The 19,807-nt window shown below is 72.1% G+C and carries 16 protein-coding genes and 1 tRNA gene; 12 read left to right on the top strand and 5 right to left on the bottom strand.

What is annotated here, in order from left to right:
- Nucleotides 1–16 precede the first annotated feature (16 nt).
- The gene (locus tag ACTOQ3_RS00990) at nt 17–1,240 is read left to right on the top strand and encodes a DUF418 domain-containing protein (RefSeq protein ID WP_440081422.1); all 1,224 of its coding nucleotides are present in this window, start codon (nt 17–19) and stop codon (nt 1,238–1,240) included.
- 15 nt (nt 1,241–1,255) lie between these two features.
- On the opposite strand, the gene ACTOQ3_RS00995 is transcribed toward ACTOQ3_RS00990, so the two are convergent.
- The gene (locus ACTOQ3_RS00995) at nt 1,256–2,569 is read right to left on the bottom strand and encodes a GH39 family glycosyl hydrolase (protein ID WP_440081423.1); all 1,314 of its coding nucleotides are present in this window, start codon (nt 2,567–2,569) and stop codon (nt 1,256–1,258) included.
- A 311-nt stretch (nt 2,570–2,880) separates the two neighbouring features.
- The gene (locus tag ACTOQ3_RS01000) at nt 2,881–3,906 is read right to left on the bottom strand and encodes a phosphotransferase family protein (protein ID WP_440081424.1); all 1,026 of its coding nucleotides are present in this window, start codon (nt 3,904–3,906) and stop codon (nt 2,881–2,883) included.
- A gap of 197 nt (nt 3,907–4,103) precedes the next feature.
- On the opposite strand from ACTOQ3_RS01000, the gene ACTOQ3_RS01005 reads away from it, so the two are divergent.
- Nucleotides 4,104–5,186: a GNAT family N-acetyltransferase gene (locus ACTOQ3_RS01005; protein ID WP_440081425.1), complete on the top strand. Its 1,083-nt coding sequence runs from the start codon at nt 4,104–4,106 to the stop codon at nt 5,184–5,186.
- A gap of 174 nt (nt 5,187–5,360) precedes the next feature.
- On the opposite strand, the gene pdxR is transcribed toward ACTOQ3_RS01005, so the two are convergent.
- A complete protein-coding gene (gene pdxR, locus ACTOQ3_RS01010; RefSeq protein WP_440081426.1) occupies nt 5,361–6,767 on the bottom strand; it encodes a MocR-like pyridoxine biosynthesis transcription factor PdxR in 1,407 nt (468 codons plus the stop codon).
- Nucleotides 6,768–6,834: 67 nt separating this feature from the next.
- Here pdxR and ACTOQ3_RS01015 point away from each other — a divergent pair, with 67 nt between their 5' ends.
- From ACTOQ3_RS01015 to ACTOQ3_RS01050, 8 genes are all read left to right on the top strand, one after another.
- Nucleotides 6,835–7,497 carry a pyridoxamine 5'-phosphate oxidase family protein gene (locus tag ACTOQ3_RS01015; protein WP_440081427.1) on the top strand — a complete coding sequence of 221 codons (663 nt, stop codon included), beginning with the start codon at nt 6,835–6,837 and terminating at the stop codon, nt 7,495–7,497.
- A gap of 81 nt (nt 7,498–7,578) precedes the next feature.
- A complete protein-coding gene (locus ACTOQ3_RS01020) occupies nt 7,579–9,462 on the top strand; it encodes a protein kinase domain-containing protein (protein WP_440081428.1) in 1,884 nt (627 codons plus the stop codon).
- A 127-nt stretch (nt 9,463–9,589) separates the two neighbouring features.
- Nucleotides 9,590–11,278 carry a protein kinase domain-containing protein gene (locus ACTOQ3_RS01025; RefSeq protein ID WP_440081429.1) on the top strand — a complete coding sequence of 563 codons (1,689 nt, stop codon included), beginning with the start codon at nt 9,590–9,592 and terminating at the stop codon, nt 11,276–11,278.
- A 19-nt stretch (nt 11,279–11,297) separates the two neighbouring features.
- Entirely contained in the window at nt 11,298–12,740 is a 1,443-nt protein-coding gene (locus ACTOQ3_RS01030; protein ID WP_440081430.1) for a hypothetical protein, read from the top strand.
- 55 nt (nt 12,741–12,795) lie between these two features.
- Nucleotides 12,796–13,995 carry a DUF2510 domain-containing protein gene (locus ACTOQ3_RS01035; RefSeq protein WP_440081431.1) on the top strand — a complete coding sequence of 400 codons (1,200 nt, stop codon included), beginning with the start codon at nt 12,796–12,798 and terminating at the stop codon, nt 13,993–13,995.
- A 22-nt stretch (nt 13,996–14,017) separates the two neighbouring features.
- A complete protein-coding gene (gene orn / locus ACTOQ3_RS01040) occupies nt 14,018–14,620 on the top strand; it encodes an oligoribonuclease (RefSeq protein ID WP_362687439.1) in 603 nt (200 codons plus the stop codon).
- A gap of 76 nt (nt 14,621–14,696) precedes the next feature.
- A tRNA-His gene (locus tag ACTOQ3_RS01045) sits at nt 14,697–14,772 on the top strand.
- Between the two features lie 153 nt (nt 14,773–14,925).
- Nucleotides 14,926–15,180: a helix-turn-helix domain-containing protein gene (locus ACTOQ3_RS01050; protein ID WP_362687442.1), complete on the top strand. Its 255-nt coding sequence runs from the start codon at nt 14,926–14,928 to the stop codon at nt 15,178–15,180.
- Between the two features lie 25 nt (nt 15,181–15,205).
- Here ACTOQ3_RS01050 and lat read toward each other — a convergent pair whose 3' ends face one another.
- Nucleotides 15,206–16,507: an L-lysine 6-transaminase gene (gene lat, locus ACTOQ3_RS01055; protein ID WP_440081432.1), complete on the bottom strand. Its 1,302-nt coding sequence runs from the start codon at nt 16,505–16,507 to the stop codon at nt 15,206–15,208.
- Nucleotides 16,508–16,843: 336 nt separating this feature from the next.
- Between lat and ACTOQ3_RS01060 the strand changes: the two genes are divergently transcribed.
- Nucleotides 16,844–18,043: a M20 metallopeptidase family protein gene (locus ACTOQ3_RS01060; protein ID WP_440081433.1), complete on the top strand. Its 1,200-nt coding sequence runs from the start codon at nt 16,844–16,846 to the stop codon at nt 18,041–18,043.
- A gap of 116 nt (nt 18,044–18,159) precedes the next feature.
- Here the strand turns inward: ACTOQ3_RS01060 and trhA are convergent, their stop codons facing one another.
- On the bottom strand, nt 18,160–18,828 hold the full coding sequence (trhA, locus tag ACTOQ3_RS01065) for a PAQR family membrane homeostasis protein TrhA (RefSeq protein WP_440081434.1): 669 nt from the start codon (nt 18,826–18,828) through the stop codon (nt 18,160–18,162).
- 124 nt (nt 18,829–18,952) lie between these two features.
- Between trhA and ACTOQ3_RS01070 the strand changes: the two genes are divergently transcribed.
- Nucleotides 18,953–19,801, top strand: a complete 849-nt coding sequence (locus ACTOQ3_RS01070) for a spermidine synthase (protein WP_440081435.1) — start codon at nt 18,953–18,955, stop codon at nt 19,799–19,801.
- The last annotated feature ends 6 nt before the right edge of the window (nt 19,802–19,807 follow it).

Genomic DNA, 19,807 nt, shown 5'->3' on the forward strand with positions numbered 1-19,807 from the left:
CTCGAAGGACGGTCAGATGCTCGCAGAGGAACCCCGTGGCCGGGCGGGGGCCTCCACCGAGGTCACAGGACGGCGGATCGCGGCGGTCGACGCGCTGCGCGGTTTCGCGCTGTTCGGCATCGTGGTGGTCAACATCACCTATCTCGCCTCGGGATACCGGATGGCGGGGCTGGCGGCGCCGTCGTTCTCGGCGCCGCTCGACTGGGAGGTGCGCTGGGTCGTCTCGGTGCTCTTCGAGAACAAGTTCTATCTGATGTTCGCCTTCCTGTTCGGCTACAGCTTCACCCTCCAGATCGACTCGGCCCACAGGTCGGGGGCGGCTTTCGTCCCCCGGTTCCTGCGCCGCCTGGGCGGGCTGTTCCTGCTCGGCCTGGCCCACGGGATCCTGCTGTTCCCCGGTGACATCCTGGCGACGTACGCGATCGTGGGGCTGGTCCTGCTGGCGGTGCGGCGGATCACCCCGCGCACCGCGATGATCGCCGCGCTCGCGATGACGGTGGCGCTGGCCGTGGGGGTGCTGCTGCTGGCCGTGCTGGCGGCGCTGGGCACCGACGCCTCCGAGGCCGTGTCGGAGAGCGCGGCGCAGGCCGCCGTGTCGGACCGGGCCCTGCACGGCTCCGCGTCAATGATCATCAACGAGCACCTGCACAAGCTCGCCAAGATCTTCGTGTTGCGGGTCTTCTTCCAGGGGCCCACGGTGCTCGCCGCGTGCCTGGTCGGGCTGGCCCTGGGCAAGCTGCGGCTGCTGACCGACCTGTCCGGGCACACGGCCACGCTGCGGCGGCTGCAGTGGGCGGGGTTCACCGCGGGGCTCGCCGGGGCGCTGGTCTACGCGCACTCGACCTGGTCGGGGGGCGGGCACGCGTACCACATGGTCGGCCAGGCGGTGAACCTGGTCACCGCGCCGCTGCTGGCCGCCGCCTACGCCGCCACCCTGCTGCGCCTGCTGCCCGCGGTGCCGCGGCTGGCCGGGGCGCTCGTGGCGCCCGGCAGGCTGGCGTTGACGAACTATCTGGGACAGTCGCTGATCAGCTCGCTGATCTTCACCGGCTACGGGCTGAGCCTGGTCGACCAGGTCAGCCCGTTCCATGTGGTGTCGATCGGCGTCGGCATCTTCGCGGTGCAGGCCGTCTGGAGCCGGTGGTGGCTGCGCCGCCACCGCTACGGGCCGGTGGAGTGGCTGCTGCGCTGGTTCACCAACCGGCGCAGGCCCGCCCGCTCCCCGGGCGGCGACGTCTAGACGTCGCCGGCGTCGCTAGGCTCCCGCGCGCTCGCTCCATTTGACCTCGTACGGCTTGAGCTGGAACTGCTTGCCGTCCACGACGGTGACGGCGTCCGCGGCGGTGGTGTTGACCATCACGAGCTGGCGCTCCTGGGCCAGGACCCGCACCTTCGCGTTCGAGGAGGTCACCGCCTCCAGCGGGACCCCGAGGGGGAACCACTTGGTGAAGCCGCTCATGATGCCCGCCATGGGCATCTCGACACCGGTGGTCGGGTGCCACAGGCAGCCGGGGCAGGCCTGGTCGTCACCGGTGGACTTGCGCTGGGGGTTCCAGAAGAGCGAGGTGGTGACGCCGCTGGTGGCGAACTCCATCATCGCGGCCGTGTGGACGGCGATGCGGCGGTCCTCTTCCCAGTCGCTGTTCATGGGCTCGACGTACCACTCGGCCCACCAGACCGGCAGGTCGCCGCTCTTCTCCCGGAGCCATCGGGTGAGGGCGCCGAACTTGCCCAGGGCGGTGAACTCGTCGGGGAAGGCCCCGGCCTCCTTGGTCACCGAGGCGCCGTCGACGACGATGAAGTCGGCGCCCTTCTTGTTCTCGATCCAGTACTCGACCGCCTCCAGGTCGCGCTGGACGATGCTCCCCCACGGGCCCTGGATCTCCGCCCCCTGCTCGGGGGTGCTGGTGCTGCCGACCGACACGTAGGGACCGCCGACCTTGATGTTCTTGTCGACGGCCTTCAGCGCGTCGTAGACCTTGTTGTAGAACTCGGTGTAGCCCTCGATGTCCCAGCGGTTCTGGGCCGTGTTCCAGAAGCCCTTCAGCTCGTTCCACACCATGAAGTGCTTGACGGTGGGATAGCGCCTGGCGACGGTCGCGGCGAGCTTGGCGTAGTCGTCGAAGTGCTCGGGCCGCGGCGCGGTCTCCAGCTGCGTCCAGTCGGTCCTGCCCGAACTGCCGCCCTTCATCCAGTCCGGCGAGCAGCACAGCGTGATGATCGGGATGGACTGGGAGCCGGACATGAACCTGATCCGGCGGTCGAGGTCGCGGAAGTCGTTCCTGCCCGGCGCCGGTTCGGGGTTGCCCGCGCCCCAGCCCATGATGTGCTGGTTCTGCAGCATCGGGACCCGGCTGAGCATGTGGGAGGCGGCCTCGGTGACCTCGCTGCCCTCGTTGTCGGCGCTGAACTCCGTGTGGGTGATGCCCCAGCGCGGCCAGTCCTGGACGACGGGGGGTGCCTCCAGCACGGGCGCCGCCTGAGTCGGGGCCATGGTCATGGTTTGTCCGCGCGGAACGTCCGGCTTGGCGGCATAGGCGATGATGCCGACCACGAGTGCCGCCGTCACGACCAACGCTCCCAGTGCGACCGGCCAGGCCGGGCGCCGTCGCTGGTGCCGTCCGTTAGTCGGTATCACCGATTTCCTCGATCCTCGCAGGTCAACGAATGTAGCGTTCCATAGCGGCGTCGGACGTGACGGTGCCCCGGCATGGTTCACAGGCAAGCGTTACCGGCCGCGCCGCCAGCGTATCCGCGGCGGCTTGCATGACGCTTGAAACTTCTACGGTAGTTGCCGTCCGCCCGTGCGCCCACCCGGCCCTGCCCCGGCCGCGGATCCCGGCGCCGGCGGCGCGAGCGCGGGGACCACCGGGCGGCCGTTCAGCCGCCCAGGACCCTCAGGGCCCGGTCGACGAGCGTGGGGACGGCCGCGCCGATGTGCTCGAAGCCCTCGCCGACGGTCTTGCCCTGCCTGAACCTGGCGTGGATGCCCTCCACGATGACGGCGAGCTTGTAGTTGCCGAAGGCCACGTAGAAGTCCAGGTCGGACAGGTCGGCGCCGGAGACCTTGGCGTAGTGGGCGGCGAACTCGCGGGCGGTGAGGAAGCCCGGGGCCACGGTGACGCCCGCCGCGACCGGGACCGAGGCGCGCTCCTCGTCACCGGGGTCCTGCCAGTAGGTGAGGGTGAGGCCGAGGTCGGCCAGCGGGTCGCCGAGCGTGGACATCTCCCAGTCGACGACGGCGAGGATGCCGGGATCCGGAGAGAGCCGTACCAGCGTGTTGTCGAGCCGGTAGTCGCCGTGGACCAGCGTCGAGGCGGAGCGCGCGGGCAGGCGTTCGCGCAGGCGGGCCACCAGGCGGTCGTACGCGGGCAGCTCGGCGGTCTTCGACCGCTCCCACTGCTGCCCCCAGCGCTCCAGCTGGCGGGCCATGTATCCCTCGGGACGCCCGAAGTCCCCCAGCCCCACCCTCTTGTAGTCGATCGCGTGGATGGCGGCGAGCACCTCGGCCAGCCGCTCCGACAGCCGCCGGGTCTGGACGGGGGTGAGCCCCAGGGCGTCCTCCCGGGTCCGCACGGCCGCGCCGTCCACGTGTCCCATGAGATAGAAGGGCGCCCCGATCACGTCATGGTCGTCGCAGAAGGCGACCGGTTCGGGCACGGGGACCGAGGTCGGCGCGAGCGCCGAGATCACCCGCCACTCGCGCCGCATGTCGTGGGCGGTCGGCAGCACGTGCCCCAGCGGGGGGCGGCGCAGTACCAGGCGGCGCCCGGAGGTCTCGACGACGTACGTCAGGTTGGATCTGCCGCCCGCGATCATGGAGACCCCGGTAGGCTCACCGACGCCCGGGACATTGGCCGCGATCCATCCGACAAGGCGTGGCCAGTCGATGCCAGGGGTGCTCATGGCCAACCATTAGAACGTCACTCGGGTCAGCGGCGCCAGCCGGGGTCGCCCAATGAGATTCCGAAACGTTGCGGTCAACACCACCCGAGCTGCGTTCTGTCCTTTATCGTTACATTACGTGCCTACCAGCATGCTTGGGCTTTGCGACATCCTTCATTGGATGACGTAGGGGACCCCGCACATCCCAGTAGGAGCTCATGCGCGTCTCAATCGTTCAGCCCCGTGACCTCGGCCCAGCCGACATCGACCGATGGAGAACCCTTCAAGGCGCCGACCCCGCCTTCGACAACCCCTTCCTGTCTCCTGAGTTCACCGTCACCGTTGGCGCGCTCCAGGAACGCGTCCGGGTGGCGGTGCTGCACGACGGGCCGGACGTGGTCGGGTTCTTCCCCTTCGAACGCCATCCGATGGGCATCGGCATGCCCGTCGCCGCGGGCCTGACCGATGCACAGGGGCTGGTGCACGCCAAGGACGTGGAGATCGACGCGCAACGGCTGATCAGGGAGTGCGGCCTGGCCGTCTACGAGTTCGACCACCTGATCGCCGGGCAGCCGCTGCTCCAGCCGGGGCACTGCAGACACCCCTCGCCGATCATCGACCTGCGTGACGGCTACGAGCCGTACATCGAGACGATCAAGGTGACCTCCGGCAAGACCTACCGCTCGACGGCGTACAAGAGCCGCAAGCTCCAGCGCGACGTCGGGCCGCTCCGGCACGACTACGCCACCACCGACCTGGCGCCGCTGCGCACGCTGCTCGGCTGGAAGACCGAGCAGTACCGCCGCACCGGCCGCACCGACCGGTTCGCCCGGCCGTGGATCGTGGAGCTGGTCGAGCGGTTCCTCGCCACCGACACCGAGCACTTCGGCGGGGTCCTCGACATGCTGTACGCGGACGGCAAGCCGGTCGCCGGGCACTTCGGGCTGCGCACCGCCACCACCCTCGCGGGCTGGTTCCCCGCCTACGACACCTCCTTCGCGAAATACTCCCCCGGCCTGATCCACCACCTGGCCATGGCCGAGAAGGCCGCCGAGGCCGGGATCCAGGTCATCGACATGGGCCGCGGCGAGAAGGAGTACAAGGAGAAGCTCAAGAACGGCGAGTACGAGGTCGCGGAGGGCCGGATCGCCCGGCTGAGCCCCGGCGCCGGGCTCCACTGGATGCTGCGCGTGCCGGTGCGCAAGGCGCGCGGCACGGTCCTGGCCAGCCCGCTGCTGCGCACCACCGCCGACCGCGCCCTCAAGACGTACGGCCGCCTGAGGACGTCCATGCAGGCGTGAGCCGGTTCGCCGCCGCGGTGTGGGAACGGTCCCACGCCGCGGCGGACCCGGTGACCGGTCGCCCCGCAGGACGCGCGGCCGTCCCCGTACCCCGCCGGGCGGCCCCGGCGACGGTCGCTCCGCGACAACGCGCGCGGCCGTTCCCGCGATCCGCCGGGCGGCCCCGGGGACCGGTCAGCCGATCAGCTCGGCGACCACCGAGAGACCTCGCCTGAGGTCGGCCCGCGACGCGGAGCCGTAGCCGATCACCAGGCCGTGCCGCAGCCGCGGCCCGTAGTAGTGGCGGGCCATCGAGTCGAGCAGCACGCCCCGGGCGTGGGCCGCCTCGACCAGGGGCTCGACCGCGTCCTCGGGCAACTCCACCATGACGTGCAGGCCCGCGGTGTCGCCCGTGACCCTGCCGGAGCCGAGGATGTCGACGACCGCGGCGCGGCGGCGCGCGTACTCCAGGCGCGTGCGGCGCAGGTGCCGGTCCAGGTCCCCCTTCTCCAGGAGCGCCGCCACCGCCTGCTGGGCCGGGCCGCTCGTGCGGTCGGCCAGGGCGTCCCTGGTCACGGCGAGGGCTTCGACGAAGCTCGGGCGGGCGACCAGCCAGCCGACGCCGATGTCGGGTGACAGGGCCTTGCTCAGGCTGCCCAGCAGCACCACCCGGCCGGGATCGAGACCGTGCAGGGCGGGCAGCGGGGCGACGTCGTAGCGGAACTCGGCGTCGTAGTCGTCCTCCACGACGATCGCGCCGGTGCGGCGGGCCCAGGTGAGGAGACGCTCCCTGCGCGGGATGGGCAGGCGCCCGCCGAGGGGGTACTGGTGGGCGGGGGTGGTGTACAGGACGCGCAGGTCGCCGGGGAGATCGTCCACGATGACGCCGTCCTCGTCGACCGGGCAGGGAACGAGCTCGGCGCCCCGCCCGGCGAAGACGTTCCTGGCGACGCGGTAGCCGGGCTCCTCGACGCCCGCCCGGTCACCGGGCCGCAGGAGGGTGGCGGCGATCAGGTCGAGCCCGTTGCCGGTGCCCCGGGTGACCATGATGTTCTCCGGCCCGACGGGGATCGCCCTGGTCCTGCGGAGGTGCTCGGCCAGCGCGGCACGCAGCCTCGGCAGGCCTCGGGGGTCGGGATCGCTCTCCGGCGGCAGGTCGGCCGCCCCTCGCCAGGCCCTGCGCCAGGCCGCCCTGTCGTAGTCGTGGACCCACGGCTGTCCCGGACGCAGGTCGATCATCCCCCGCCCGCTCCCGTGCCCGTGTCCGCTCCCGTTCCCGTTCCCGCCGACCGGCGACGGAACGGGCGCCGCCGGAACGGGGGCCCTCCCCTCGGCGGGAACCGCCATGTCGGCCACGTAGGTGCCCGAGCCGTGGCGCCCCTCGAGCCAGCCCTCCGCGTACAGCTGCTGGTAGGCCTCCGTGACGACGGTGCGGCTCACCGCGAGCTGGCGGGCGAGGGCCCGGGTGGAGGGCAGGCGCTCTCCGGAGGAGAGGGCGCCGCCGCGCATGGCGTCCCTGAGACGGTCGCCGAGCTGGACGGCGAGCGCCGTACCGGCCTCGCGGTCCACCGATACGGGCAGGTCGACGGAGGAGCGCGGCAAAGTGGTCTCCTGTAAGCGTGTGAAAGTGGACGTGTTCTTTATATCCACTTCTTCCTAGGTTAGTGCCATGCTCCCCACGCTCCCCACGCTCTCCACGACTCCCCGCACCACCCTCAACCGCGCGAAGGACAGGGGCCGGACCTCCCGGGAGGACCTGTACGCGGTGCTGGACGCCGGGCTGGTCTGCCACCTGGGCGTCCTGGTCGGCGGCTCCCCGATGGTGGTCCCCACCGGCTACGGCCGGATCGGCGACACCCTCTACCTGCACGGTTCCACCGGCGCGACCTCCCTGCGCAACGCGGACGAGGTCTGCGTCACGGTGACCCACGTGGACGGCGTCGTGCTCGCCCGCTCGTCCTTCCACCACTCGCTCAACTACCGTTCCGCCATGGTCTACGGCCGCCCCCGCCGGGTGGTGGACGCCGAGGAGCGCCTGGCCGGGCTGCGGGCGATCACCGAACAGCTCGCCCCCGGCCAGTGGGACGCCACCCGCAGGCCCACCGGCAAGGAGCTCGCCGCGACCATGGTGCTCGCCCTCTCCCTCGCCGAGGCGTCGGTGAAGGTGCGCCAGGGCCCGCCGGTCGACGACGAGGAGGACTACGGGCGGCCGATCTGGGCCGGGGTCCTGCCGCTGCGCCAGGTCTGGGGCACGCCCGAGCCCGATCCCGCGCTGAGCTGGGACCTGGCCGTACCCGAGCACATCGCGTCGCGAACCATGCCCGTTCGGTAAGCCTCTCCGGCAAACCCGTCCCACGCGCCACGCGTCTCCATACCGAGGCCCCTATCCGGCCCCCGAACCATGGAGGCGGCCATGACGGCCATCGGCTGGACACCCCCCGGCTACACCGAGCTGCGCGAACTCGGCGCGGGCGGCGGCGGGCGGGTGGTCCTCGCCCGTCACGACGAGTCGGGCACCCGGGTGGCGATCAAATACCTGGCCGAGTGGCTCAGGGACGACCCGGGCTTCCTCGCCCGCTTCCGCGAGGAGGCCAGGCTCCTGGTGGAGCTGGCGGACGAGAACGTGGCCCGGCTGTACGAATACGTCGAGGTGCCCGGCGGCGCCGCCATCGTGATGGAGGCCGTCAACGGCGTCTCCCTGCGCGAGCTGCTGCGCGAGCACGGCTCGACGGGGCCCGAGGCGGCGCTGACCGTGCTCAAGGGCTCGCTGGCGGGGCTGGCCACCGCTCACCGGGCCGGGCTGGTGCACCGCGACTACAAGCCGGAGAACGTGCTCGTCGAGACCACGGGCATCAGCAAGCTGGTCGACTTCGGCATCGCCGTGCGGGCGGGAGAGGGCGGCCGGGCCGCGGGCACCCCGCCCTACATGGCTCCCGAGCAGTGGGCGGGCGCCCCCGCCTCCCCCGCCTGCGACGTCTACGCCGCGACGGCGGTCTTCTTCGAGTGCCTGGCCGGGCACCGCCCGTACCGCTCCGGCGAGCGGGTGGTGCTGATGCACCAGCACATGACCGCGCCGATCCCGGTGGAGGAGGTCCCCGAGCCGGTCAGGCCCCTGGTCGCCAGGGGCATGGCCAAACGGCCCGGTGACCGGCCGGCCGGCGCCGGGGAGTTCCTGGCGGAGCTGGAGAGCGTCGCGGTCGCGGGCTACGGGCAGGACTGGGAGGAGCGCGGGCGGGCCCGGCTGGCCGCCCTGGTGGCGCTGCTTCCCCTGCTGTTCCCGCCCGCCGCCCCCGGCCCGGTGGCCGGGACCACGCTGTTCAGGACGGTGCTGGACACGCTGCGGTCGAAGTCCGCCGGGGTGGCGGCGGGCGCCGCGGGGGTGATGCTGGTCGCGGGCGGCGCCGGCGTGTACGCCCTCACCTCGGGAGGGCCCGAGCGGCCTCGCACGATCGACGTGGTCGCCGCGACGCCGCCCCTGCCCCCCTCGCCCGGCACGCGGGGCCAGGTGTCGCCGTCCCTGCCCGCGCCCTCCTCCGCGGCCTTCTCCCCTCCCGCGTCCGCGGAACCGGTCCCGTCGTCCGGACCCACCGGGGAGAGCGTCCCCTCCGCCGGCCCCACCGCCGGGGAGACGAGCGCTCCCCCCGCCACCGGCACGCCCGGCGGGCCGACGCCCCGGCCGTCCTCCCTCCCGCCGACGCCGCCGACGCCGCCACCGTCCTCCCCTCCGACGCCGACGACCGGCCCCTCCACCGCGCCGCCCGAGGTGGGGGTACGCCGGGTGGAGGTGGTGCGGGCCCGTGTCAACGCGCGGGGCGCGGCCCTGGTCGCGGTCTCGGTCGACACCGCGAACGCCCGGCAGGTACGCCTGCGCGTGGTCTTCCGCGCCGGTCAGGCCGTGCGGAGGACGGTCGTGCCGCTGTCGGGCGCGACGAGCTACTCGCGTACGGTCAGGTTCGGCTTTCCCCGGGTGGGGTGCGGGGCCGCCTGGAACGTGGTGGTGACCGGTCTCCCCTCGGGCCGCGCGAGCGGCGCGAGCGGTGAGACCTCCCCGTGCGCCGGGCCGACGCGCACCCCGAGGCCGGCTCCGACGGCGCCCGGGACGGGCGCGCCCACCTCCAGGCCCACGCAGAAGCCCACTCCGAGGCCGACGGTCACCCGCACCACTCGCCCCGGACCGCAGGTGACGGTCACCCGCACCGCGCGGGCCACCGCGAAACCGTCGGCCACCCGCAGCGCAAGACCGAAAATGGGTATTTCGGTCATACCTTCCTCGCCGGGGGAATCGAGCCGCGCGTAGCGGATAACCACTGATCAGCTCCGTACTGTGAGACTGATTCGCGGTTAATGAGCGGAATGCCGCTATCTATCGCTAGGCTACGGTCCGTCTGTTATGGGTGGGGGCCCAGACAACTGAGGAGACCGTTATGTACGGCACGCCATCGGCCTGGCGAGTCCCCGGATACACCGAGATCCGCGAGTTGGGCGCCGGTGCGGCCGGGCGTGTGGTGATGGCTCGGCACGACGCCGACGGCATCATGGTGGCGATCAAGTACCTGTCCGACGAGCTCAGGAGCGACGTCGGGTTCGTGGCCCGCTTCCGGCACGAGGCACGGGTGCTCAACACCCTGAGCAGCCCGCACTCCGTCCGGCTGTACGACTACGTCGAGACCGGCGACGGCGCGGCCATCGTCATGGAACTGGTCAACGGCGTCGCCCTGCGGGCGCTGCTGCGCTCGGAGGGGCCCACCGGCCCCGAGGCCGCGCTGCTCGTGCTCAAGGGCTCGCTCCTGGGACTGGCCGCCGCGCACTCGGCGGGTGTGGTGCACCGCGACTTCAAGCCCGAGAACGTGATGGTGGAGGCCGACGGGAGGAGCAAGCTCGTCGACTTCGGCATCGCGGTCCGCTCCGGCGACGGCGACACCCCCGCGGGCACGCCGCCCTACATGGCTCCCGAGCAGTGGGTGGGCGGCCCCGCCGGGCCCGCCACCGACGTCTACGCCGCCACCGTCGTGTTCTTCGAGTGCCTGACCGGCACCCGCCCCTTCCGGGCCACGAACATCGCCGCGCTGGCCCGCCAGCACCAGGTGACGCCTCCGCCGATCGAGGAGGTGCCCACCGCCCTGCAGGGGCTGGTCGAGCGCGGTCTGGCCAAGCACCCTGCCGACCGGCCGCCGACCGCCACCGCCTTCCTCACCGAGCTGGAGGCGGTGGCCGCCGACGCCTACGGCCCCGACTGGCAGGAGCGCGGCCGTCGCCGCCTGGCCGGGATCGCCGGGCTGCTGGCCGCGATGTTCCCGCTGGACGTGCCCGTCCCCGGAGCCGACACCTCGCTGGCCATGACCGAGCTCGACGGCGGCGACGGCGGCTGGGAGAAAACCTCCTCGATCAGCAAGCTGAGCGTCAAGATCCTCATCGGCGTCGGCTGTATCGCGGTGATCGGCGGGCTGACCGCGGTGCTGGTCGGCTCGGGCGACTCCACGGAGATCCAGTCACAGAGTTCCGTCACCTCGCAGAGCCCGACCCCCTCGGACCCGCTGGAGACGCTCATCCCCGGGGACGAGACCGACGAGACCGACGAGCCGGTGGAGGAGTCGCCGTCCGCGGCCACGCCGACGCCTTCGCCGACCCCGACCCCGAGCACCGCCGCCACCTCGGGCCTTCCGCCCGTGGCGCCCACCGCGACGTCGGCGGCCACGACGCCCACGCCGTCGGTGAGGCCCACCAGAAGGCCCACCACACGGCCGACGAGGAAGCCGACGCAGCAGCCGGCGCCGACTCCCACCTCGGAGGAAAGCGCCACCCTGGACGGTCCCCGCGACACCGGCCGTCCCACGACCAGGCCGCCGTCCGCCACCCCGACCCGGCCGACCGCGGCCCCGACCCGGACGACGGAGCCGACCACGGAGCCCTCCCCCACCGTGACGGACCCCTCGTCGCCGGGCACCTCGCCCTCGAACACCGAGCCGCCTCCGCGCCTCACCGCGTCGCCCCTGCCGCCCGTGGAGGCGACCCCGGCCGCTTTCCTCGCGCTGGGCCTGGTGACGAGCGGTGCCGTACCGTTCACACTGGCCGTCAAGCGCGGCATGGCGGGACGGCACCGGAAACGCCGGTAGACAGGGGAACGATCGCGATATGAGCACCGGGGGAGGCGCCGCCGGGTTCCGGCTGACCGGTCGTACCTGGGCGGACGACCTGGGAATCTGGTCGTCGGCCGTCGCGGCCGACGGGCGGCCGGGGAGCGCGCTCAGGTTCGATCCCCGGCTGGTCGCCGATCCCGCGGCGCGCGAACGGCTGGTCGCGGCCGTGGTCGCCGACCGCAGGCTCACCCAGAGCGGCACGACCGGGCTGGTCCCGATCGCCGACCTCATCACGGCCAGGGACGAGGTCTGGCTGATCACCTCGGAACCGGTCAGCCCGACGGTGGGCGACCTGCTGTCGTCCGGCTCGCCCGGGTCGCCCCGGCCCGACGCGGGCAGCGCGGCCACCGTCCTGGTGGAGACCGCGCAGGCGCTGCTGGCCGTGCACGCCTCCGGGCTCGCCCACGGGGAGCTGCACCCGGGCACCGTGGTGATCGCCTCGGACGGGTCGGCGCTGCTCGCGAAGCGAGGGCTGGCCGACGCCCTGCTCGGCCGCCCTCCCGCGCCGGAACGCGACGTGGCGGCTTGGGCGTCGCTCGCCCGGGGCCTGGCCGCGACCTGGGCCTCGGCCGACCGCGGGGCCGCCGGGCTGCTGGAGAGGGTGGCGGCGACGGCCTCCATCAGGGGGCTCGCTCCCGCGCGCGACGCGCTGCTCGCCGGGCGGGACGTCCTGCCGTCCGGGTTCACCACCCGCGACAGGCTCGTGGCCACCCTGCACCGGTGGCCGGGGCACGAGGCGCCCGCTTCCGGCGGGCATCCGGCCCCCGCGCGGCCCGCCCCCGACGAGGGGGACATCGTCACGCTGCTGCACGTCCCGAAGGCCGATGATCCGCGCGCCACTGGGGCCGGCGACCGGCGCGGCGCGGGGGGTGACGAGCGCCGGCCCGAGGACGTGGTCATGCGGTTCGGTCCCGGGGTGCCGTCGGAGACCACGGCCGCCCAGCTGTGGCGGGCCGGCCGGGACCAGCAGCAGACCGAGTTGCCGTCCGGCAGGCTCGCCGCCGCCACGGCTCCCCGCGCGCGGCGCAGGCGCGGCCGTACGGTCCTCGCCGCGGCGATCCTCGCGCTGATGGTCGTGGGCGCGCTGGCGATCTGGCTGTTCCGGGGTCCGGCGACACCGCTGGAGGTGACGAAGGTGGACGTCAGCGCCCCGAGGAAGGCGCAGGGGTGCGACACGACGGTCAAGATCACCGGCGTGCTGTCCACCAACGGCGCGGGCGGTGAGGTCCGCTACCAGTGGAAGCGGAGCGACCGCAAGGAGCCGATCGCGCAGACCGACCGGCTCGCGTCCGGGGACACCTCGCACGAGGTGAGCCTGGAGTGGACGGTCAAGGGCGAGGGAAATTTCAAGGGAACCGCCACCCTGATGCTGCTCGCTCCGGTCCCCGAGGGGAAGAAGCTTCAGGACAGAGCCACCTTCACCTACAAATGTTCATGAGTGATCACCAAGGTCCACAATGCGGCATAAAGCCGTTCTTACTACTCTGGCGGCCATGACCACGCAGACCCCCTCCGGCTGGTATCCCGACCCCTACGGCTCACCGCTGTTGCGGTGGTGGGACGGCAACCAGTGGACCGACGCCACCCATCAGACGGACGCTCCCGCAGGGCAGGGCGCGGCGCCGGGACCACAGACCGGCCCCTTCCTCCAGCCGCACTCCGCGGGACCCGGCCCCGGGCGGACAGGGCCGCATCCGACCGGGCTCGGCCCCCAGCAGATGGGGCCGCGCCCCGCGCCGGAAGGACCCCCCGGGGCAGGTTCCCCCGGCCCCTCCGGCCCCTCCGGCCAGTGGTCCGGTCCGGCCACGCACCCGCAGGCCACGCAGGTGCCGTCGGGCACGGGACAGCCGCAGTGGGGCGGGCCGCCGAACGGCCACACGGCGCAGATGCCCCTCCCGCCGTACGACGGCTACCCGTCCGGGCCGCCGCCGCGCAAGAGCGGCCCTCTGCCGTGGATCCTGGGCGGCGGCGGCGTGCTGATCCTGATCGTCGTGATCGTGGTCGCCGCGATGTACCTGATCAGCCCCGAGCGCGGGAACACCGCGGGCGGGCCCACCGGACTCCCCACACCGCCTCCCACGGCGACCCTGGAGCCCAGCCAGGAGCCGACTCCCGAGGCGACGCCCGCGCCCTCGCAGAGCGCGCCGCCCCCGCCCCAGGCCGTGGACGGGCGCGTCACGGACCCGGTGACCGGCCTGTCGTACGAGATGCCCGGCGAGCCGTGGGAGGTGCCTCCCAGCGTCGGCGGCGGGCTCGGGTTCGTCTGGACCAGCGCGGCCGTCGCCGTCGCCCAGGAGAACTTCGACGGCAGGGGCGGCAACTGGCTCGGCAACGTGCTGACCGGAGAGCTTCCCGACCAGTACGGCTACCAGGGCGTCGACAGCATGCGCTCGGTCGCCACGACGCTGCTGCAGGTCGTGGAGCCCGCCTTCTACGCTCCCCCGCACCGCCGGAAGATCGTCGAGGACAAGGCCGTCAAGGTCAGCGGCAGGGACGCCTGGCTGTTCGTCTTCGACCTGGACTTCTCCGAGCAGTCGAAGGCCAACGGCTGGAAGTGGAAGCGGGAGCGGGCCGCGTTCGTGATCGTCGATCGCGGCGAGGGCAGGCGTCCGGCGCTGGCCTACGTCTCCGTACCGGACAATCTCGACCTATCCGTGGCAGACAAGGTGATCAAGTCATTCAAGCTCTCGTGAAGTGAGTACTACCCTGAGGGCTATGAGTGACCTGCTGGTCTGGATCGACTGTGAGATGACCGGGCTCGACCTTGGACGTGACGCGCTTGTCGAGGTGGCCTGCGTGGTCACCGACGGCGAGCTGAACCAGCTCGACGAGGGGGTGGACGTGGTCATCAAGCCCCCGCCCGAGTCCCTTGAGCAGATGTCGGAGGTGGTGCGGGAGATGCACACCGCCTCCGGCCTGCTGGACGCGCTGGGGGGCGGTGTCACGCTGGCCGAGGCCGAGTCCATGGTGCTCGAGTACATCAGGGGCCACATCCGGGAGCCGAAGAAGGCCCCGCTGTGCGGTAACTCCATCTCCACGGACCGGTCGTTCCTCTCCCGCGACATGCCGGCCGTGGACGCGTTCCTGCACTACCGGATGATCGACGTCTCCTCGGTGAAGGAGCTGGCCCGGCGCTGGTACCCCCGGGTCTACTTCGCCTCGCCCGAGAAGCAGGGCGGCCATCGGGCGCTGGCCGACATCGTCGAGAGCATCCGGGAGCTGCGCTACTACCGCGCGGCGGTCTTCGTGCCCCAGCCGGGCCCCGACTCCGCCACCGCCAGGGAACTGGCCGAGGGCGTGTCCACGCACAGAGCTTGAGCGTTTCACGAGAAACCCGGTACGAAACGACTCCCAAAGACCGCTACACTTTTCATGTGCTGCTGCGGCGGCAATGGTGGGCGTAGCTCAGTTGGCAGAGCGCTAGGTTGTGGTCCTAGATGCCGGGGGTTCAAGTCCCCTCGCTCACCCCACGAGAACGGCCGGTCCCCAGGGACCGGTCGTTCTTCATTTCCAGCCTCATTACCCACCAAAAGTGGATATTGCAGGTTATGCTCGCTGCTATCGCTACGCCGTTAGGATCGGGGGTTTCGGCGACCTGACCGTGTTGCAGCCACGGAGGCCGGATGAGAGTCGACGATGCCCCGTTCGACGCAGAGCCCAGAGTCGTGACGGGTCTGAGCAGGCGTGAGACCGAGGTCATGGAACTGATCGCGACGGGTCGCTCCAACGGGCAGATCGCCCAGCACCTGTTCCTGAGCGAGAAGACCGTGAAGAACCACGTGAACCGGATCTACGCCAAGCTCGGCGTCGACTCGCGGGTCACCGCGATCGACCTGTGGCTGGAACGGGCGGCCCGCGAGGAACCTCAGCCCCACTAGCCCGGCGCGGGGAACCCCGGTACCGCTAGGCGGAGAGGCGCAGGCAGCGGGAGGCCTCCAGGGCACGGGCGATGGCGGACGTGCCCTCCCCCAGCTCCTCCGAGGTGATCGAGAGCGCCGGTCGCAGCCGTACCGACCGCTCGCCGCACGGCAGGACCAGCACGCCCTCCTCCTCCCGCAGGCGGGCCACCAGGAGATCGCGCTCCACCGCGTCCGGCAGGTCGAAGGCGCACATCAGGCCGCGCCCGCGCGCGTTCTCCGCCAGGTCGGGGTAGCTCTCCTGGATCTCCCGCAGCGCCGCGAGGAGCTCGGCGCCGAGCCTGCCCGCGCGCGGGATCAGGCCGTCGCGCTCCACGATCTCCAGCATCCGGCGGGAACGGACCATGTCGACCAGCCCGCCACCCCAGGTCGAGTTGATCCTGCCGCTGACCTGGAACACGTTGCCGGGCACCGTGTCGACCCTGCGGCCCGCCATGATCCCGCCCACCTGCACCTTCTTGGCGAAGGCCACGATATCGGGGCGCAGGCCCAGCTGCTGGTACGCCCAGGGGGTGCCGGTGGTCCCCGCGCCGGTCTGCACCTCGTCCATGACGAGGAGGGCGTCGTGCTCGTGGCAGAGCCGTTCCATCGCGAGCAGGAACTCCGCCCGCATGTGGTTGTCGCCGCCCTCGCCCTGGATGGGCTCGGCGATGAAGCAGGCGATGTCGTGGGGGTGGCGCTCGAAGGCCGCCCGCGCCGCGGCCAGGGACCTCTCCTCGGCCGCCTCGACGTCGCCGAGATGGATCGCGGGCACCTCGATCCTGGGCCAGTCGAACTTCGGGAAGCGGTCGGTCTTGATCGGGTCGGTGTTCGTCAGCGAGAGCGTGTAGCCGCTGCGCCCGTGGAAGGCGCGGGTGAGGTGGAGAACCTTGGTCCCGAGCTCCGGGGAGCGCCCCCGCGAGGCGTTGAGACGGCTCTTCCAGTCGAAGGCGCACTTCAGCGCGTTCTCCACGGCGAGGGCGCCGCCCTCCACGAAGAACAGGTGCGGCAGCTCGGGGTCGCCGAGCACCCGGGCGAACGTCTCGGCGAAGTCGGCCAGGTGGGTGGTGTAGAGATCGGAGTTGGCGGGCTTGTTCGCGGCGACCCTGCCGAGCAGCGCCAGGAACTCCGGATCGTCGTCGAACGGGTTCACCCCGAGGGGCGCCGAGGCGAAGAAGGTGTAGAAGTCCAGATAACTTCGGCCGGTGTGGGCGTCGACGAGGCGAGACCCCCGGCTCCGTTCGAGGTCCAGCACGAGCCGGTAGCCGTCGACGAGCAGATGACGGGCGAGACGGCCATGAACGTCCATGTACCCTCCACGGTGGTCCGAGAAGATGATCCCCCGTCATTGACACATCTACACGGAGACGTTACGCGCTAGATCCGATTCTTGTGAAGATTTTCTTGCGTACGCGCGACCAGGGCACGGATGTCCGAGCGCGGGACAACGCGGTCCGGGCGCGGGACCGTACGCCCGGAGCCGGGGCGGGACCCGGACTCGGACCCGGACTCGGACCCGGAGCCGTGCGACCCGGTCTCCCCGGATGACCGTCTCCCTTCCCGAAGATCACCCCTCTCGAGCCCACAAACCGGTTAAATCGGCCTATCGTGCGATAAGGCCGTACGACCGCCAGGAGGAAGCCCGATGTCCCTTCGCGAATCCGCAGCCGACATGCGGGACGAGCTGGTCCGCCTCCGGCACGCCCTGCACCGGGAGCCGGAACTGGGCCTCGACCTGCCACGCACGCAGGAGAAGGTGCTGACGGCACTGTCGGGCCTGCCCCTGGAGATACGGCTCGGCGAGAGGCTGAGCTCGATCACCGCCGTGCTGCGCGGCTCCCTGCCGGGCCCGACCGTACTGCTCAGGGGTGACATGGACGCCCTGCCGGTCACCGAGCGGGGCGACGCCGCGGTCACCTCGCGGATGGCCGGGCGGATGCACGCCTGCGGCCACGACCTGCACACCACCATGCTGGCGGGCGCGGCGCACCTGCTGGCCGCCGGGCGCGACCGGCTCGCGGGGAACGTGGTCTTCATGTTCCAGCCCGGCGAGGAGGGCCCCGGCGGCGCGAAGATCATGATCGACGAGGGCGTGCTGGACGTGACGGGCGAGCGCCCGGTCGCGGCCTACGCCCTGCACGTGATCAGCTCGATACTCCCCCAGGGCGTCTTCGTGACCCGGAGTGGCCCGATCATGGCCGCCGTGGACAGGTTCACGGTGACCGTGCGCGGCGCCGGGGGCCACGGCGCCTCCCCGCACCGCGCCAAGGACCCCATCCCCGCGGCGTGCGAAATGGTCACCGCGCTGCAGACCATGGTGACGCGCGGGTTCGACGTGTTCGACCCCGTGGTCGTCACCGTCGGCAGCTTCCACGCGGGCAGCGCCGACAACGTGATCCCCGAGGAGGCCCGCTTCGAGGCCACGGTCCGGTCGTTCTCCGCCACCGCGCACGCGCGCGTCCAGGAACGGGCGGTGACCCTGGTGAGGGGCATCGCGGCGGCACACGGGCTGGAGGTGGACGCCGACTACGAGGTGAGCTACCCGGTCACGGTCAACGACGGCGCCGAGGCCCGCTTCGCCGGCGAGGCCATCCGCGAGGTCTACGGCGAGCGGCGCTTCGTCGAGGCTCCCCAGCCGTTCACCGGCTCCGAGGACTTCTCGTTCGTCTGTGACCAGGTGCCGTCGGCCTTCGTGGCACTCGGCGCCTGCCCGGCGGACGTCGATCCGGGCAGGGCCGCCTACAACCACGCCCCCGAGGCCAGGTTCGACGACGCGGTGCTGCCCGACGGCGCCGCGCTCTACGCCGAGCTCGCGACCCGCCGCCTCACCCTCGCCGCACGCTGAGCGAACCGGGCGGGGCGGGCGCGAAGCGTGCCGGGCGCGGGACGAGTGGACCGGGCGCGGGATGACACGGGCCGGACGGGCCGGACAGGCCGGGCGGTACGGGGCCCGTCGGCGCGTCACACCGCCGCGTAGACCACCAGCGAGACCGCCGCGTACTGCGCCAGGTAGGCGGCGACGGTGAAGGCGTGGAAGACCTCGTGGAAACCGAACCAGCGGGGAGAGGGGTCGGGCCGGCGCATGCCGTACACGACCCCGCCCGCCGTGTAGAGCACCCCGCCGAGGAAGAGCAGGACCACCGCGGCCACCCCCGCGCCCTCCACGAGCTGGGGCAGCACGAAGGCGGCCGTCCAGCCGAGGGCGATGTAGAGCGCGGTCGAGAGCCATCGAGGGGCGGCGGTCCACAGCACCCGGAAGAGGACCCCGGCGGTCGCGCCGGTCCAGATCACGCCGAGCACCACCGCGCCGGCCGCCCCGTCCAGGGCGAGCAGCGCGAACGGCGTGTAGGTGCCCGCGATGATCAGGTAGATGTTGGCGTGGTCGAGGCGCCGGAGCACCTCCTCCGAGCGCGGGGAGAGCGTCCCGCGGTGGTAGGTGGCCGAGATGCCGAAGAGCAGGCCGGAGGTGATCGCGTAGATCGCGGCGGCGAGCCTCGCCTCCAGGGTGGGTCCCAGGGCGACGAGGACGAATCCCGCGACGAGCGCCACGGGCAGCGCCCCGGCGTGCAACCAGCCCCGAAGACGGGGTTTGACGGACTCTGCGAGCGTTTCGGCAAGGATCGGGGCCATGAACCTACGCTAGCGTAAGTTACGCATCCGTAGGTTGTGATCTGTCCTACATGGCGTCAACCGGTCGCGGCTGCGCATATGGTTTCCCCTTCGGGTTCACATCAGGGAAAAGAGGACCGGACCGATGGGCAGGCGGGAAGCGCGGGAGCCGATGCCGGGACGGTATCCGGTGACCTTCGGCGAGGTCGATCTCCTGCAGGACCTCGACCGGCCCTCCGGCTGGGTCGTCTCCAAGGACGGCGTGCCGCAGTCGTACGTCGACCTCGACGACGCCACCTACCTCGACTTCGAGTACGTCCGGCTGATGGCCGACGTCATCGACCTGCTCGACGAGGGTCCGCTGGACGCCGTGCACGTGGGCGGCTGCGCCTGCACCCTGCCCCGCTACGTCGCGGCGACCCGTCCCGGCTCCCGGCAGGTCGTCGCCGAGCCGGACGAGGGGCTCGTCCAGCTCGTCAGGGACCAGCTCCGGCTGAAGTCGGTACCCCGGCTCAAGGTCAGGATCCTCGACGGCCGCACCGCCACCGCCGGGCTCGGCGACGCCTCGGCGGACCTGCTCGTGCTGGACGCCTTCAGCGGTGCCACGATGCCGATCGACCTGGCCACCTCCGAGTACATGGGGGACGTCGCCCGCGTCCTGCGCGCGGGCGGCACCCTGCTGATCAACGTCGCCGACGGCAAGGGGCTGGCCTTCACCCGCCGGGTGCTCGCCACCGTCCGCGGCACCTTCCCCCAGGTGGTGCTGCTCGCCGAGCCCGGCGTCATGCGGGGACGCCGCTTCGGGAACCTCATCGTCGCCGCCTCCCGCGTGCCCCTGCCCGTCTCCGGCCTGACCCGGAGGGCCGCGGGCGGGCTCACGCAGGCCCGCTGCGTGCACGGCGAGGACATCGTCAATTTCATCGCCGGAGCCCGCCCGCTGAACGACGGCGACGCCGTGGTCGTCCCCGTCCCCCCGCCCGCGGTCTTCGGCTGACCCACT

Origin of the sequence: Streptosporangium sp. LJ11 (genome assembly GCF_051918945.1) — a bacterium.
Taxonomy (GTDB): Bacteria; Actinomycetota; Actinomycetes; order Streptosporangiales; family Streptosporangiaceae; genus Streptosporangium.

What these genes read in the sequence shown, in the direction of transcription:
- ACTOQ3_RS01050 (WP_362687442.1), top strand. Translation starts at nt 14,926, where the DNA reads ATGAGAGTCGACGATGCCCCGTTCGACGCAGAGCCCAGAGTCGTGACG.
- trhA (WP_440081434.1), bottom strand. Translation starts at nt 18,828, where the DNA reads ATGGCCCCGATCCTTGCCGAAACGCTCGCAGAGTCCGTCAAACCCCGT.
- ACTOQ3_RS00990 (WP_440081422.1), top strand. Translation starts at nt 17, where the DNA reads ATGCTCGCAGAGGAACCCCGTGGCCGGGCGGGGGCCTCCACCGAGGTC.
- ACTOQ3_RS01025 (WP_440081429.1), top strand. Translation starts at nt 9,590, where the DNA reads ATGTACGGCACGCCATCGGCCTGGCGAGTCCCCGGATACACCGAGATC.
- ACTOQ3_RS01060 (WP_440081433.1), top strand. Translation starts at nt 16,844, where the DNA reads ATGTCCCTTCGCGAATCCGCAGCCGACATGCGGGACGAGCTGGTCCGC.
- ACTOQ3_RS01030 (WP_440081430.1), top strand. Translation starts at nt 11,298, where the DNA reads ATGAGCACCGGGGGAGGCGCCGCCGGGTTCCGGCTGACCGGTCGTACC.
- lat (WP_440081432.1), bottom strand. Translation starts at nt 16,507, where the DNA reads ATGGACGTTCATGGCCGTCTCGCCCGTCATCTGCTCGTCGACGGCTAC.
- ACTOQ3_RS01000 (WP_440081424.1), bottom strand. Translation starts at nt 3,906, where the DNA reads ATGAGCACCCCTGGCATCGACTGGCCACGCCTTGTCGGATGGATCGCG.
- ACTOQ3_RS01070 (WP_440081435.1), top strand. Translation starts at nt 18,953, where the DNA reads ATGGGCAGGCGGGAAGCGCGGGAGCCGATGCCGGGACGGTATCCGGTG.
- orn (WP_362687439.1), top strand. Translation starts at nt 14,018, where the DNA reads ATGAGTGACCTGCTGGTCTGGATCGACTGTGAGATGACCGGGCTCGAC.
- ACTOQ3_RS01035 (WP_440081431.1), top strand. Translation starts at nt 12,796, where the DNA reads ATGACCACGCAGACCCCCTCCGGCTGGTATCCCGACCCCTACGGCTCA.
- ACTOQ3_RS01020 (WP_440081428.1), top strand. Translation starts at nt 7,579, where the DNA reads ATGACGGCCATCGGCTGGACACCCCCCGGCTACACCGAGCTGCGCGAA.
- ACTOQ3_RS01015 (WP_440081427.1), top strand. Translation starts at nt 6,835, where the DNA reads ATGCTCCCCACGCTCCCCACGCTCTCCACGACTCCCCGCACCACCCTC.
- ACTOQ3_RS01005 (WP_440081425.1), top strand. Translation starts at nt 4,104, where the DNA reads ATGCGCGTCTCAATCGTTCAGCCCCGTGACCTCGGCCCAGCCGACATC.